Genomic DNA, 14,725 nt, shown 5'->3' with positions numbered 1-14,725 from the left:
GCCGCGGCCCAACGCCCCTGGCAGGACACGCTGTGCTTTTGTTGCGCCATTAGCCAAAATCGATTTTGTTGCGCAGTCGGCCAAACTCCCGATCGCGACGGGCGGCCATGATCGCCATTCGGTAAGTAGGTTTCGATTTCATAGCACTTCGCGGTGACACCGCTTTCCGGGGTTCCTCGACTTCTCCACCCGTGCTACAAAACTGGTCTACACCACGTGTGGTGTAGACCAGTTCGCGGTTCGGCCCCTGTGCCCTCCCCCCGACCGACCGCCATGCCGTTAGGAACCCACCCCCATGAGTCAGTCTGCGCAGGCACCGGCGCCCGCCACGGCTCCGGCCTCGCCTAGCCCCGCCAAGAAGTTCGGCCAGAACCTCCTCCAGGGTCTGCAGAAGATCGGTCGCAGCCTCCAGCTGCCCATCGCCGTGCTCCCCGCCGCCGGCCTGCTGATGCGGCTCGGCCAGGACGACGTGTTCGGCAAGGACGGCCTCGGCTGGGACAAGGTCGCCTCGGTCTTCGCCACCGCCGGTGACGGCGTCTTCTCCAACCTGGCGCTGCTCTTCGCGGTGGGCATCGCGATCGGCTTCGCCAAGAAGGCCGACGGCTCCACCGCCCTCGCCGCGCTGGTCGGCTTCCTGGTGTACAAGAACGTCCTCACCGCGTTCCCGGTCTCCGAGGGCCACGTCGACGGCGACAAGTGGATCAAGCCCGTCTACCAGGACCCGGGCGTGCTCGGCGGCATCGTGATCGGTCTGCTGGCCGCGGTGCTGTGGCAGAAGTACCACCGCACCAAGCTGGTCGACTGGCTCGGCTTCTTCAACGGCCGCCGTCTGGTCCCGATCATCATGGCCTTCGTCGGCACCGCCGTCGGCGTCTTCTTCGGTCTGGCCTGGGGCCCGATCGGTGACGCCGTCAAGAGCCTGAACGACACCCTGATCGGCGCCGGTGCGGTCGGTGCGGGCGCCTTCGGCCTGGTCAACCGCGGCCTGCTGCCGGTCGGCATGCACCAGTTCGTGAACTCCTTCGCCTGGTTCCAGACCGGTGACTTCACCAAGGCCGACGGCACCGTCGTGCACGGCGACCTGACCCGCTTCTTCGCCGGCGACCCGAGCGCCGGACAGTTCATGTCGGGCTTCTACCCGATCATGATGTTCGCGCTGCCCGCCGCCGCGCTGGCCATCGCCCACGCCGCCAAGCCGCACCGCCGCAAGGCCGTCACCGGCATGATGGTGTCGCTGGCCCTGACCTCCTTCGTCACCGGTGTCACCGAGCCGATCGAGTTCTCCTTCGTCTTCATCGCCCCGGTCCTGTACGTCATCCACGCGCTGCTCACGGCCGTCTCGATGACCGTCACCTGGGCGCTCGGCGTGCACGACGGCTTCACCTTCTCCGGCGGCCTGATCGACTACGCGCTGGCCTGGAACAAGGCCACCGACCCGTGGATGATCATCCCGATCGGCCTGGTCTTCGCCGCGATCTACTACTTCCTCTTCCGTTTCGCGATCACCAAGTTCGACCTCAAGACCCCCGGTCGCGAGGACGACGACGAGATCGAGGACGTCACCAAGGCCTGACGTCCGCGTCACCGCCCGCCTCGAAGGCCCCGCCCCGCCGCCGCTCCCCCGGCGGCGGGGCGGGGCCTCGTGCGTACCGGGGCACGCCGAGCGGGCGGAAACGGCGGTTGACGAACCGACGGACGCCCTGGTCAACTGAAGCGGTGAACGCCTCGTGCCCGCTGGTCACCCGCAGCCACATCGACTTCGGTCGCGTGTGGTCCGCGGCGTGTCGCGGCTGAGCTGACCGTTCCCCCGCCGCCGCCCGGCTGACGTCCCGCCCGGCGCCGGTTCCTCCCTCCCCCGCCCGCACGGGCTCCGCCCGCGGGCCGCCACCGCGCGTCGGCGTTGCCCCCGCGCCCCCGTCTCCGCACGGCTGCGCCGGTGCCCGCACGCGTCCGCACGAGGAAGTCAGGCTCACCATGCCCCGCCAGTTGCACCTGTCCGCAGCCCTCGACAGCCCCGGCCGTTTCGACGCCGGGCACTACACCTCCCTCGCCCGCCTCGCCGAGCGGGCCACCCTGGACTTCGTCACCCTCGACGATTCCTTCGCCCCCGTGCCGAGCCGTCCCGACGCGCTCGCCACCCTCGCCCGGCTCGCCCCGCTGACCAGCCGGGTCGGGCTGGTGCCGACCGTCACCACCACCCACACCGAGCCCTTCCACACCTCGATCTCGGTCAACACCCTGGACTGGGCCTCCGAGGGCCGGGCGGGCTGGCTGGTCGGCGTCTGCGCGACCGAGGCCGAGGCGCGGGCCTTCGGCCGCCGACCGGTCGCCGCCGAGGACGAGCTGTGGGCCGAGGCCGCCGACGCCGTCGAGGTGGCCGCCCGGCTCTGGGACAGCTGGGAGGACGACGCGGAGATCCGCGACACCGCCACCGGGCGGTTCATCGACCGCGACAAGCTGCACCACATCGACTTCGAGGGCCCGCACTTCTCGGTCCGCGGCCCGTCCATCACCCCGCGCCCGCCGCAGGGCCGCCCAGTGGTCGCGGTACCGGTCGCAGCCGCCGACCTCGCGCCGGACGCCTCCCCCGGCGGGCGCGCCCGGGTCGCCGCCGCGATCCGGCACGCCGACGTCGTGCTGCTCGACGCCCCCGACCCCGCCACCCGGCTGGCCGCCGCCACCGAACTGCGGCTGCGGGCCGGCGAGAGCCTGCGCATCCTCGCCCGGCTCGACGCCGCCCTGTCCGCCCTGCCCGACCGGGCCGCCGACGAGCGGCTGCTCGCCGAGCTCACCGCGACCGGCACCGGAGTCGACGGCTTCCACCTCTCCCCCGCCGACCCGCCGCGCGACCTGGCCGCACTGGCCGGCCGGATCGCCCCCGCCCTGCGCGCCGCCGGACTGCTGCGCGCCGAGTACACCGGCCGCACCCTGCGCGAGCACCTCGGCCTGGCCCGCCCGGCCAGCCGCTACGCCGCCCGCCCCGCCGACGCCTCCACCGCTTCCCCCGCCCTCGCCGAGGTGACCCGATGACGGACCGACCGCGCAAGCAGATCCACCTCGCCGCGCACTTCCCCGGCGTCAACAACACCACCGTCTGGAGCGACCCGGCCGCCGGCAGCCACATCGAGTTCTCCTCCTTCCGCCACCTCGCACGGACCGCCGAGCGCGGGAAGTTCGACTTCTTCTTCCTCGCCGAGGGCCTGCGGCTGCGCGAGACCAAGGGCCTCATCCACGACCTCGACGTCGTCGGCCGCCCCGAGTCGATCACCGTGCTGAACGCGCTGGCCGCCGTCACCGAGCGGCTCGGACTGGCCGCCACCGTCAACGCGACCTTCAACGAGCCGTACGAACTCGCCCGCCGCTTCGCCTCGCTGGACCACCTCTCCGGCGGCCGCGCGGCCTGGAACGTGGTCACCTCCTCGGACGCCTTCACCGGGGAGAACTTCCGCCGCGGCGGCTACCTGGACCGGGCCGACCGCTACCGCCGGGCCGCCGAATTCGTCCAGCTGGCACGGGAGTTCTGGGACGCCGGGGAGGAGCCCGTCCGGCACTCGGGACCGCAGTTCGAGGTCGAGGGCCGGCTCTCGCTGCCGCGCCCGCCGCAGGGCCACCCGGTGGTGATCCAGGCCGGCGACTCCGGCGAGGGGCGCGAGTTCGCCGCCGCCACCGCCGACGTGGTCTTCTCCCGGCACTCCACCCTCGCCGACGGCCAGGCCTTCCACGCCGACGTCAAGCGCCGACTCGCCGCGTACGGGCGCAAGCCGGACGACCTGAAGATCATGCCCGGGGCCACCTTCGTCCTCGGCGACACCGACGCCGAGGCGGCCGAACGGGCCCACGAGATCCGCCGGGCCCAGGTCGGTCCGCAGACCGCCATCGCTTTCCTGGAGCAGGTCTGGGGCGTCGACCTGTCCGGCCACGACCCGGACGGACCGCTGCCGGCCGTCGACCCCGACCCGGACAGCGGTCTGGTCCAGGGCCGGGTCCGGCACGCCGACCCGGTGGCCGTCGCCGAACGGTGGCGGGCGGTGGCCGCGGAGAAGAAGCTGACCAGCCGCGAACTGGTGATCGAGCTGACCGGCCGGCAGTCCTTCATCGGCTCGCCGGCCACCGTCGCCGCGCAGATCGACCACTTCGTGCAGAACGACGCGGCCGACGGCTTCATCCTCGTCCCCCACCTCACCCCGGGCGGCCTGGACGAGTTCGTCGACCGGGTGGTACCGCTGCTCCAGGAGCACGGGGTGTTCCGCACCGACTACACCGGCCCCACCCTGCGGGACCACCTCGGGCTGTCCGTTCCCGGACGGCGCTAGCCGGAGAGGGGAGCGCCGCATCCGCCGGAACCGGCCGCCGACGGGCGCAGCAGCGTGATCCGACGGTCCGTCATCTCCACTTCCCCCGCACCGAGTTCGGATGGTCGCGCGCGGTCCGCCCGGGCGATCCGGACGGACCGCACACGGCGGTCGGTCAGCCGGTGCGGCGGCGATAGCTCGGGGCGGTGGAACTCCGCCGAACCGCTCAGACCTCGTACACCGCACCGGCCCGGGCGATCTCGACCGGACCGGGGTAGACGGCCGCGGCGTCCCGGCGGTTGTGCTCGGCATCGGTCCACGGGGGGATGTGGGTGAGGACGAGCCGGCGGGCGCCGGCCGCGGCGGCGTGCTCGCCCGCCTCGCGGCCGTTGAGGTGGACGGCCTGGTAGGTGTCGCGCCCGTCGATGTACGCGGCCTCGCAGAGGAAGAGGTCGGCGTCGCGGGCGAGTTCGACGAGTTCGGCGCTCTCGCCGGTGTCCCCGCTGTAGACCAGCGAGCGGCCGCCGTGCTCCAGCCGGAAGGCGAAGGCGTCGACGGGGTGGTTGACCTGGGCGACGACGATCCGGAACGGGCCGAGCTCGAAGCTGCCGGGGGTGAGGGTGCGGAACTCGAACACCTCCTTCATCCCGGGGTTCTCCGGCATGTCGTAGGCACGGGCGAGCCGCTCGGCGGTGCCGGCCGGACCGTACACGGGCAGCAGTTCGGGGCAGCCCTCGGCGCGGTAGTTGCGGGCCACCCAGTAGGCGCAAAGGTCGACGCAGTGGTCGGCGTGCAGGTGGCTGAGCAGGACGGCGTCGACGTCGTAGAGGCCGGTGTACTTCTGGAGGGCGCCGAGGGCTCCGTTGCCGAGGTCGAGGACGACGCGGTAGCCCTCGGCCTCGACCAGGTAGCTGGAGCAGGGCGAGTCGGTGGACGGGAAGCTCCCCGAGCACCCCACCACGGTCAGTTTCATCCGAGCCCCTCCGCCCCGACACATCCTGGCTGCTGCTGGAAAACGGCATCGCCGCCCTCCACCGGAACCGCATGGAAAACAGCATGGAAAACGGCAGGCCGGGGCCGGTGGACCGGCCGGTGGCACTGCATTGGTGTGTCGAGGGTAAGGGCGGAGCGGCACTTTGCCCCCGTCTCCGTGCCGGGCTGTGGGCGGAATCACCAGAACGCCCGGGGCGGGAGCGGGGGCGGTTGACGGGCCGGGGATCAGCGGCGACCGGGCCGGTTGCGGGCCCAGCTGCGGATGGTGGAGGGGTACCAGCGCGGGTGGCCGTTGCCGTCGATCACGTCCGGGTCGGGCAGCAGCCGGTGCCTGCGGTAGCTGCGGACGGTCGCGGGCCGGACGTTGATGTGACGGGCGATCTCGGCGCAGGACCACAGCTCGGGGCCACGGATCACGGGGGCACCTCCGGGGACGGGGGCGGACGTTCGTGACGCAGCCTGGCCGGACCGGTCGGAGCTCCGGGCACAGAACGGGCATTGTGGCAGTTCCGTGACGAACCGGGGGCAATGCGCGGACAATTGCCCAATCGTCACGGCCGTCGCGGTGGTGGCGTTCACCTTCGGCCCGGTACGGTTCGCCGCATGAACGGCATGACCGCTACCTGGCTCGTCCTGTCGCTGCTGGGCGTCGCGCTGCTGGCCGCCGCCGCGGCGGCGCTGGTGCGGCGCACCCGTCCGGCCCCGCACCCGGCCGGGCCGACCCGTCCGCGGCCGCGGACGGGGGTCGGCCCGGAACCGCAGGAGATCTGGTGGGCGCAGGTGCCGTTCGAGGACGGGCCCGGGTCCAAGGACCGCCCGTGCCTGGTGCTGCGGGTGCACGGCCGGACCGCCACCGTCGCGAAGATCACCAGCAAGCACCACGCCGAACGCCCGGGCGTGCTGCCGCTGCCGCCCGGTTCGGTGGGCGACCGGCAGGGCCGGACCAGCTGGCTGGAGACCGACGAGCTGCGGGAGGTGCCGCTGTCCGCCTTCCGCCGCCGGGCCGGCACGGTGGACCGGCAGGTCTGGGCCCGCACCCGGAAGGTGCTGGAAGGCCGTTAGGGATCTGTCAGGCGCGCCCTACGCCCAGAGCTGGCCCTGCAACGCCTCGACCGCGGCCTCGGTGGACTCGGCGGTGTAGATGCCGGTGGACAGGTACTTCCACCCGCCGTCGGCGACCACGAAGACGATGTCCGCGCGCTCCCCGGCGGCCGCCGCCTTGCGGCCGACGCCGATCGCGGCGTGCAGGATGGCGCCGGTCGAGACACCCGCGAAGATGCCCTCCTGCTGGAGGAGTTCGCGGGTGCGGCGGACGGCGTCCGCGGAGCCGACCGAGAAGCGGGTGGTGAGCACCTCGGCGTCGTACAGCTCGGGGACGAAGCCCTCGTCCAGGTTGCGCAGCCCGTACACCAGGTCGTCGTAGCGCGGCTCGGCGGCGACGATCTTCACGCCGGGGACCTTCTCGCGCAGGTAGCGGCCGACGCCCATCAGGGTGCCGGTGGTGCCGAGGCCTGCCACGAAATGGGTGACGGTCGGCAGGTCGGCGAGGATCTCGGGGCCGGTGCCGGTGTAGTGGGCGCCCGCGTTGTCGGGGTTGCCGTACTGGTAGAGCATGACCCAGTCGGGGTGCTCGGCGGCGATCTCCTTGGCCATCCGGACGGCGGTGTTGGAGCCGCCGGCGGCCGGGGAGGAGATGATCTCGGCGCCCCACATGCGGAGCAGCTCGCGCCGCTCCTCGCTGGTGTTCTCGGGCATCACGCAGACCATCCGGTAGCCCTTGAGCTTGGCGGCCATGGCCAGCGAGATGCCGGTGTTGCCGCTGGTGGGCTCCAGGATGGTGCAGCCGGGGGTGAGCCGGCCGTCGGCCTCGGCGCGCTCGATCATGTGCAGGGCCGGGCGGTCCTTGATCGAGCCGGTGGGGTTGCGGTCCTCCAGCTTGGCCCACAGGCTCACCAGGCCCTCGGCGTTGCCGGGGAGGGCGGCGGACAGCCGCGGCAGGCGGACCAGCGGGGTGTTGCCGACGGCTTCGAGCGGGCTGTCGTAACGCAAGGGAGGCCTCCGGCCAAGGCGGTGGGGGTGGAGGAGCGGCTCCCCCGCCGTGGGCGGCGGGGGGAGCCCGGGACGTCAGCGGGCGCCGCCGGCCACGGCGGGCAGGATGGTGACGCTGTCGCCGTCGGCGACGGCGGTGGAGATGCCCTCCAGGAAGCGGACGTCCTCGTCGTTCAGGTAGACGTTGACGAAGCGGCGCAGCTCGCCGCCCTCGACCAGTCGGGCGGCGATGCCCGGGTGGCGGGCGTCGAGGTCGGTGAAGAGTTCCCCGAGGTTGCTGCCGTTGCCCTCGACGGCCTTGGCGCCGTCGGTGTAGGTGCGGAGGATGGTCGGGATGCGGACCTCGATGGCCATGAGTGCGCTCCTGTGCGAGTCGTGGAGTGGGTGGGCCGCAGCGGACGCGGCAGGGAGGGCGGGCGCCCAAGGGCTCGGCGGCGCCGGAGGGCGACGGGCCCCGGGCGAGGTGTGAAGCGGCTCTCAGCGCGAGCGCGCGGGCGTACCGGGACAGATCGCGCCGGCGTGCCGGCACAGGTCGATGTGCAGGCGCGCCACGAGGCGGGTGCCCGGGGCCTGAGTGCTCACATCGACGGAACGCATGGGTTCATCGTATAGATTCCCGGGCCCGCTCGGACATGCCCGTCTCGGGATCCGGATGTTCGCGTCCCCAGGGCTGAGACGAAGGCGGCCCGCCGCCCCTTCGCGAGGGGTCGGCGGGCCGGGTCCGCGGGGGTGCCGGTCAGGCCGGGTAGGCCTCGACCACCTGCACGTCTTCCTCCGTGATCTCGCCGTCCACGATGCGGAACGAACGGAACTGGTACGGGTCCTCCTCGCCGTTGCCCTCGGCGGTGGAGACCAGGACGTAGTGGGCGAACGGCTCGGAGGCGTAGCGCACGTCGGTGCGCGAGGGGTAGGCCTCGGTGGCGGTGTGCGAGTGGTAGACGATCACCGGCTCCTCGTCCCGGTCGTCCATCTCGCGGTAGAGCTTGAGCAGGTCGCCCGAGTCGAACTCGTAGAAGGTGGGCGAGCGGGCGGCGTTGAGCATCGGGATGAACCGCTCGGGCCGTCCGCTGCCGGCCGGTCCGGCGACCACGCCGCAGGCCTCGTCCGGGTGGTCGGCGCGGGCGTGGGCCACGATCCGGTCGCGGAGTTCTCGGGTGATGGTCAGCATGCGGTCAGGATAGTCACGCCCCGGCGGGACCAGAACAGGTGTCCGGGCGCCGGGGCGTGCGAGGCGCGGTCAGTGGGCGTCCACGTTCCCGTCGCGGGCGGGCGCCCGGTCCGGGGCGAGGCCGCGGACGGCCTGCGGGTCGCGGCGCTTGAGCACCCGGTAGCCGACCACCAGCAGCAGGGCCCAGCCCGGGAAGACGAACAGCGAGACCCGGTTGTCCCGGTCCAGGCCGATCAGCACCACGACCAGGGCGAGGAAGGCGAGCGCGGCCCCGCTGACCCAGGCACCGCCGGGCGCCTTGAAGGTGGGCGGCGGCAGGTGGCCGGCCCGCCAGGCCCGGCGGTAGCGGATCTGGGAGATCAGGATCATCGCCCAGGTCCACAGGCCGCAGACCGTGGCGACCGAGGTGATGTACTCGAACGCCCGTGCCGGGACGACGTAGTTGAGCAACACGCCGACGCCCATCAGCAGGCAGGAGGCGGTGATCGCGAAGGCCGGGGTGCGGCGGGCGTTGAGCCTGGTGAGCCGTCGCGGGGCCTGGCCGCTCAGCGCGAGGTCGCGCAGCATGCGGCCGGTGGAGTACATCCCGGAGTTGCAGGAGGAGAGCGCCGCGGTGAGCACCACGAAGTTGATGATGCCGGCCGCCGCCGGGATGCCGATCTTGCCGAAGGCCGCGACGAACGGGCTGACGCCGGGCTGGAATTCGGTCCACGGTACGAGCGAGAGGATGACCACCAGGGCGCCGATGTAGAACAGCGCGATCCGCCAGGGCAGGGTGTTGATGGCGCGCGGCAGGGTCTTCTCGGGGTTCTCGCTCTCGCCCGCGGTGACGCCGACCAACTCGACGCCCAGGTAGGCGAACATGACGATCTGGAGGGTCATCACGGTGGAGCCGATGCCCTGGGGGAAGAAGCCGCCGTCCTGCCAGAGGTGGCCGATCGACGCGGTGTCACCGGCCTTGCTGAAGCCGAGGGTCAGCACCCCGACGCCGATCAGGATCATGCCGATGATGGCGGTGACCTTGACCATGGAGAACCAGAACTCGATCTCGCCGAACAACTTCACCGAGATCAGGTTGGCCGCGTAGAGCAGGACCAGGAAGGTCAGCGCACTGATCCACTGCGGTATGTCGGGCGCCCAGAACCGCACGTAGACCGCGGCGGCGGTGGTCTCCGCCATGCCGGTGACGACCCAGAACAGCCAGTACGTCCAGCCGGTCACGTAGCCGGCGAAGGGGCCGAGGAACTCGCGGGCGTACTCGGCGAAGCTGCCGGAGACCGGGCGGTAGGTGAGCAGTTCGCCGAGCGCCCGCATGATCACGAAGATCACCAGGCCGGCGACGGCGTAGGAGAGGATCAGGCTCGGGCCGGAGCGGGAGATCGCGGTGCCCGCGCCGAGGAACAGGCCGGTGCCGATCGCGCCGCCGATCGCGATCATCTGGATCTGGCGGCTGCCGAGCCCACGCTCGTAGCCCTCCTCATCCGGCGTGTTGTCGACCCTGTCGTCGTACAACTTCTCGGCCATGGTGCACCGTCCTGGTCGGTCTCGGGGGTGGAGAAGTCGTACCACGCGAAGTTCGTATAACGGTGTCCATCTGAGCGTTATTTGAGCATGACCTGGTATGTTTTGCCCGATTTTCATAAGAAATGCCCCGGCCAATCGTCCATGTTCTGGACGAATCGGCCGGGGCTTGCCCGGAATCGGGCAGGATCTCCCGCCAGGCTCAGTCCGCCATGGCCTCCAGCAGCGACTCCTGCAGGGCGCCCAGCCACAGGTAGGCCATCACCAACGGCTTGCGCTCGTCACCGTCCGGCAACTCGTAGAGGCCGTCCTCGTCGTCCTCGGAGACCTCCAGCCGGACGCCGACGGCCAGCCGCAGGTCGTTCAGCGCGCCCAGCCAGCGCAGGCACTCGGGCGCGGCCAGCTTGAGCACCCCGCCGTCGCCGAGGCCGTCCAGCGCCCGGACCACGAACAGCGCGTCATCCCGCTTGCGGGCCCGCAGGTCCAGCTCGGTGAAGCGACGGAACTCCCCGGACGCGATCCTGGCCTCCTCGTCCTCCGGCTTCTCCGGGTCGCGGTAGGCGTCCGGGAAGAGCCGGGCCAGCACCGGGTCGGCGGGCGCCTCGGTCGGGCCCTCGGCGAACAGGGCGGCCAGCGGGTCGGCGCCCTCCCCGCCCGGGCCGGGGCCGATCAGCTCCAGCAACTGCACTTCCAGCGAGCGCAGGATGGAGGCCTCCCACTCGTCCAGCGCGATCGCCGCGCCGCCACCGCCGGTGCTCTCGAACAACCCAGCCATCTGTATCGGTCAGCCCGTCTTCGTCGTCTTCGGTCGTACGGCCGGCGCTCCGGCACCGGTCCGGTCGGTGCCGGTCGCCCCTGCGCCGGTCGGGTCTGCGTCCGCCGAGCCGGCGCCCGTCCCGCCGGCGCCGGTCGGGTCGGCGTCAGTCGTGCTGCAGCGTCGCCCAGAGGCCGTAGCCGTGCATCGCCTGGACGTCGCGCTCCATCTCCTCGCGGGACCCGCTGGAGACCACCGCCCGGCCCTTGGTGTGGACGTCCATCATCAGCTTCCGGGCCTTGTCCTTCGGGTAGCCGAAGTAGGCCTGGAAGACGTACTGGACATAGCTCATCAGGTTGACCGGATCGTTGTGCACGATGGTCACCCAGGGCGTGTCCGGCTCGGTCACCGGCAGCCCCTCGACCTCCGGGCGCTCGATCTCCACGGGCGCGACGCTCACGCCGGGTCCTCCTCGCTGCACAGTCATCCGTAACCCCTCATGCCCCATGCTGCCATCCGGGGGACACCCGAGCGATTCCGGCCCGCCGCACTCGACGAGAAATCGTCACTCTGACGCTAAGTGGTAGTAGCATCATCCGCATGGACGCCACTTCCGTGCGAGCGACCGGCTCGACCGCGCTGCTCACCGACCGCTACGAGCTCACCATGCTGCAGGCCGCCCTGCGCAGCGGGGCCGCGCACCGCCGCTCCGTCTTCGAGGTGTTCACCCGCCGCCTGCCGAGCGGCCGCCGCTACGGCGTCATGGCCGGCACCGGCCGGGTGCTGGACGCCGTCGAGAACTTCCGCTTCACCACCCCCCAGCTGGACTGGCTGGCCGACCAGAACGTGGTCGACGAGGCCACCCTGCGCTTCCTCGCCGACTACCGCTTCCGCGGCGACATCCACGGCTACCCCGAGGGCGAGGTCTACTTCCCCGGCTCGCCGCTGCTCACCGTCGAGGGCAGCTTCGCCGAGGCGGTGATCCTGGAGACGGTGATCCTCTCGATCCTCAACCACGACTCGGCCATCGCGGCCGCCGCCTCCCGGATGACCGCCGCCGCCGGCGGCCGCCCGGTGATCGAGATGGGCGCCCGCCGGGCCCACGAGCAGGCGGCCGTCGCCGCCGCCCGGGCGGCCTACGTGGCCGGCTTCGCCGCCACCTCCGACCTGGAGGCCGGCTTCACCCACGGCATCCCGACCACCGGCACCGCCGCGCACGCCTTCACGCTGGTGCACGACAGCGAGCGGGACGCCTTCACGGCGCAGATAGCCTCCATGGGCAAGGGCACCACCCTGCTGGTCGACACCTTCGACCTGCGCGAGGCCGTGCGCACCGCCGTCGAGGTGGCCGGCCCCGAACTCGGCGCCGTCCGGATCGACTCCGGCGACCTCACCCTGCTGGCCCACCGGGTCCGCCGCCAGCTGGACGAACTCGGCGCCGACCGGACCAGGATCATCGTCACCTCGGACCTGGACGAGTACGCGATCGCCGCCCTGGCCGCCGCCCCCGTGGACGGCTACGGCGTCGGCACCAGCCTGGTCACCGGCAGCGGGCACCCGACCTGCGCGATGGTCTACAAGCTGGTCGCCCGGGCCGGGGCCGACGGCGGCCCGATGGTGCCGGTGGCCAAGCGCGCGGCCGGCGGCAAGACCAGCATCGGCGGCCGCAAGTGGGCGGCCCGCCGGCCCGACGCCGACGGCGTGGCCGAGGCCGAGGTGGTCGGCACCGGGCCCGTCCCGGACGAACTGCGGCCGCACCTGATGCAGGTGCCGCTGGTGCTGGCCGGCGAGAGCGTCGGCCGGGAACCGCTGAGCGCCGCCCGCGACCGGCACGTGCGCGCCCGCGCCGCGCTGCCGCTGTCCGCCACCCAGCTGTCCAAGGGCGACCCGGTCCTGCCGACCGAACTGCTCCTGCCCGCCGGGCCGGCCCACTGAGCGCAGCCCGGGGCCGGGCCACCGGACCGGCTCCGGGGCTTCCGCCCCCGCCCGCCACTCCCTAGAGTCAGCCGTAGAGTTCCCCGAGTTCCCCCGGAGCTCCCCGAGGACCCCCCGCGCCCGGCACGGCCGGGCCGCGCACTCCCGAGGGCTCCCCCCACCGGGGCGCCGCCTCCCGCGGGCCCCCGAGATCCGAGGATGCCAGCCATGCACCGGGCACTGATCGTCGTCGACGTGCAGAACGACTTCTGCGAGGGCGGCAGCCTGGCCGTCGCCGGCGGCGCCGAGGTGGCCGCCGACATCACCGACCTGATCGCCGAGTCCTCCCCCGGCTACCAGCACATCCTCGCCACCCGCGACCACCACATCGACCCGGGCGACCACTTCTCCGCCGAGCCGGACTACGTCGACAGCTGGCCGCCGCACTGCGTGGCCGGCACCGAGGGCGTGGGCTTCCACCCCAACTTCGCGCCCGCCGTCATCTCCGGCGCGGTCGAGGCGGTCTTCGACAAGGGCGCCCACTCGGCGGCGTACAGCGGCTTCGAGGGGCTGGACGAGAACAACCGCGGCCTGGTGGAGTGGCTGCGCGAACGGCAGGTCGACGAGGTCGACGTGGTCGGCATCGCCACCGACCACTGCGTCCGGGCGACCGCGCTGGACGCCGCCCGGGCGGGCTTCACCACCCGGGTGCTGCTGGACCTCACTGCCGGGGTGAACCCGGAGACCACCGCCGCCGCGCTGGCGGAGCTGCGGGCGGCCGGGGTCGAGCTGGTCGGCACACCGGTGGTCCGTTCGTAGCGGATTCCGGGGCCGTGGGTGCGGTGCCGTGGGTGCGGCTCCGTGGGTACGGTGCCGTTGGGTGCGGCTCCGCGGTCCGGTCGGGTTCCGGGCGGCCGGTGCCGGCCGCTCAGACCACCAGCAGCTCCACCACGTCCGTCCCGCCGACCCGGTACGCCTCGCGCAGTTCGCCGCCGACCGCGTCCGGGTCGGCTGCCAGCCCGGCCCCGGAGACGTACACCACCCGGATGCCCAGGTACTCCATCCGGTGCTGGCCGCCGCGCACCCAGGCAGCCTCGCCCTCGCTCACGCAGCGCAGCTCCGAGTCCACCTCCACCGCGACGCCCCGCTCCGGCCAGTAGAGGTCCGGGACGGCGATGTACGTGCCGCCGCGCATCCGCAGCTCGGGGGCGTTCAGCGGGGCGGGCAGCAGCCACTCGTCCACCAGGTGCCCGAGTTGATCCAGCACCAGGTCGCGCTCGGCGGCGAGCAGTTCGTCCAGTGCGGCTCGCACCCGGGGCTCGCCGGTCAGCCCGGAGTCGGTCAGCTCGACCACCAACTCCCGTGCCGTGCAGAGGTTGTCGGGCAGGGCGACGGCCTCCCGCAGCACCTCGCGCACCGGCGCCGAGTGCCCCGGCTCCGCCGTCCACTCGGCCAACGCGTCGGCGACCGCCCGGGCCACCGGCGCACAGGCCAGCCCGTGCACCGAGCGGGCCACCAACTCCCGTTCGGTGCGCCGGATCCGCACCTCCCCGATGTCCTTCAGGCGGCGCTGCCGGGGCACCAGGACGTCCACCTCGGTCACCGCGGGCAGCCGGGGCACGACGGTGAAGCCGTACAGGGCCAGCGCGGCCGCGCCGGTGATCACCGCGCCCTCCCGGCGGCCCTCCTCGCGGCCGTTCTGCGCGGCGTACAGCAGCGCGACCCACATCCGCTGCTCCGGGGTGGGCTCGGCGGACTGCAGCAGGTAGACCCGGGGCAGCATCCGCCGCCAGGGACCGCCCCGGCGGCAGTGCTCGGTGATGATCCTGGCCGGCACGCCCCGGGCGCGCAGCTGGCTCGCGGTGACGACGTTCTGCTGACGCTTCACCAGTTCCTCCAGGGACGGCGGCGGCGACGGAATCCGGTAGCTCATGCCGACACCATCCCCAACCGTCCGGACCGGCGACCGGGGGCCTGATGCACTGTTACTCAACCGTCGCGAAACCGGGATCAGCCCGCACTAAAGTCCTCATA

Annotated in this window: 16 protein-coding genes; 6 read left to right on the top strand and 10 right to left on the bottom strand. The window is 72.6% G+C overall.

Annotated features, from left to right (window positions below):
• Positions 1–295 precede the first annotated feature (295 nt).
• The 3 genes from ACIRRH_RS18755 to ACIRRH_RS18745 all read left to right on the top strand — a co-directional run bounded on the left by ACIRRH_RS18755 (position 296) and on the right by ACIRRH_RS18745 (position 4,313).
• The gene (locus ACIRRH_RS18755; RefSeq protein WP_403068195.1) at positions 296–1,573 is read left to right on the top strand and encodes a PTS transporter subunit EIIC; all 1,278 of its coding nucleotides are present in this window, start codon (positions 296–298) and stop codon (positions 1,571–1,573) included.
• Positions 1,574–1,974: 401 nt separating this feature from the next.
• Positions 1,975–3,030: an LLM class flavin-dependent oxidoreductase gene (locus ACIRRH_RS18750; protein ID WP_403068192.1), complete on the top strand. Its 1,056-nt coding sequence runs from the start codon at positions 1,975–1,977 to the stop codon at positions 3,028–3,030.
• Complete coding sequence (locus ACIRRH_RS18745) at positions 3,027–4,313, top strand: LLM class flavin-dependent oxidoreductase (protein ID WP_403068189.1); 1,287 nt, start codon at positions 3,027–3,029, stop codon at positions 4,311–4,313. The genes ACIRRH_RS18750 and ACIRRH_RS18745 overlap by 4 nt, the downstream gene beginning before the upstream one ends.
• A 205-nt stretch (positions 4,314–4,518) precedes the next feature.
• Here the strand turns inward: ACIRRH_RS18745 and ACIRRH_RS18740 are convergent, their stop codons facing one another.
• Entirely contained in the window at positions 4,519–5,265 is a 747-nt protein-coding gene (locus ACIRRH_RS18740) for an MBL fold metallo-hydrolase (protein ID WP_403068186.1), read from the bottom strand.
• 245 nt (positions 5,266–5,510) lie between these two features.
• Complete coding sequence (locus ACIRRH_RS18735) at positions 5,511–5,702, bottom strand: MarR family transcriptional regulator (RefSeq protein WP_403068184.1); 192 nt, start codon at positions 5,700–5,702, stop codon at positions 5,511–5,513.
• A 186-nt stretch (positions 5,703–5,888) separates the two neighbouring features.
• Here ACIRRH_RS18735 and ACIRRH_RS18730 point away from each other — a divergent pair, with 186 nt between their 5' ends.
• Positions 5,889–6,347, top strand: a complete 459-nt coding sequence (locus tag ACIRRH_RS18730; RefSeq protein WP_403068181.1) for a type II toxin-antitoxin system PemK/MazF family toxin — start codon at positions 5,889–5,891, stop codon at positions 6,345–6,347.
• An 18-nt stretch (positions 6,348–6,365) separates the two neighbouring features.
• On the opposite strand, the gene ACIRRH_RS18725 is transcribed toward ACIRRH_RS18730, so the two are convergent.
• The 7 genes from ACIRRH_RS18725 to clpS form a co-directional block, all read right to left on the bottom strand.
• Positions 6,366–7,334, bottom strand: a complete 969-nt coding sequence (locus tag ACIRRH_RS18725; RefSeq protein ID WP_403068178.1) for a PLP-dependent cysteine synthase family protein — start codon at positions 7,332–7,334, stop codon at positions 6,366–6,368.
• A 75-nt stretch (positions 7,335–7,409) separates the two neighbouring features.
• Entirely contained in the window at positions 7,410–7,688 is a 279-nt protein-coding gene (locus ACIRRH_RS18720; RefSeq protein WP_224282816.1) for a MoaD/ThiS family protein, read from the bottom strand.
• A gap of 123 nt (positions 7,689–7,811) precedes the next feature.
• Positions 7,812–7,931 (bottom strand): putative leader peptide, encoded by a 120-nt coding sequence (locus ACIRRH_RS18715; protein ID WP_310593142.1) that lies wholly within the window; start codon positions 7,929–7,931, stop codon positions 7,812–7,814.
• Positions 7,932–8,070: 139 nt separating this feature from the next.
• Positions 8,071–8,502, bottom strand: a complete 432-nt coding sequence (locus ACIRRH_RS18710) for a Mov34/MPN/PAD-1 family protein (protein ID WP_224282815.1) — start codon at positions 8,500–8,502, stop codon at positions 8,071–8,073.
• A 69-nt stretch (positions 8,503–8,571) separates the two neighbouring features.
• A complete protein-coding gene (locus ACIRRH_RS18705) occupies positions 8,572–10,026 on the bottom strand; it encodes an amino acid permease (protein WP_403068174.1) in 1,455 nt (484 codons plus the stop codon).
• Between the two features lie 199 nt (positions 10,027–10,225).
• Positions 10,226–10,798: a DUF2017 domain-containing protein gene (locus tag ACIRRH_RS18700; protein ID WP_403068171.1), complete on the bottom strand. Its 573-nt coding sequence runs from the start codon at positions 10,796–10,798 to the stop codon at positions 10,226–10,228.
• Between the two features lie 145 nt (positions 10,799–10,943).
• Positions 10,944–11,237: an ATP-dependent Clp protease adapter ClpS gene (gene clpS / locus ACIRRH_RS18695; RefSeq protein WP_280680041.1), complete on the bottom strand. Its 294-nt coding sequence runs from the start codon at positions 11,235–11,237 to the stop codon at positions 10,944–10,946.
• A 140-nt stretch (positions 11,238–11,377) separates the two neighbouring features.
• On the opposite strand from clpS, the gene ACIRRH_RS18690 reads away from it, so the two are divergent.
• A complete protein-coding gene (locus ACIRRH_RS18690) occupies positions 11,378–12,712 on the top strand; it encodes a nicotinate phosphoribosyltransferase (protein ID WP_403068168.1) in 1,335 nt (444 codons plus the stop codon).
• Positions 12,713–12,919: 207 nt separating this feature from the next.
• Positions 12,920–13,510, top strand: a complete 591-nt coding sequence (locus tag ACIRRH_RS18685) for an isochorismatase family protein (RefSeq protein ID WP_403068165.1) — start codon at positions 12,920–12,922, stop codon at positions 13,508–13,510.
• 109 nt (positions 13,511–13,619) lie between these two features.
• On the opposite strand, the gene ACIRRH_RS18680 is transcribed toward ACIRRH_RS18685, so the two are convergent.
• Positions 13,620–14,624 carry a hypothetical protein gene (locus tag ACIRRH_RS18680; RefSeq protein ID WP_403068162.1) on the bottom strand — a complete coding sequence of 335 codons (1,005 nt, stop codon included), beginning with the start codon at positions 14,622–14,624 and terminating at the stop codon, positions 13,620–13,622.
• Positions 14,625–14,725: the final 101 nt, after the last annotated feature.

The sequence above is a fragment of the Kitasatospora sp. NPDC101235 genome (assembly GCF_044767505.1).
GTDB lineage: Bacteria > Actinomycetota > Actinomycetes > Streptomycetales > Streptomycetaceae > Kitasatospora.
Note: the sequence above shows the minus strand (reverse complement) of the source record. Positions and strands in the feature narration are given on the sequence as shown.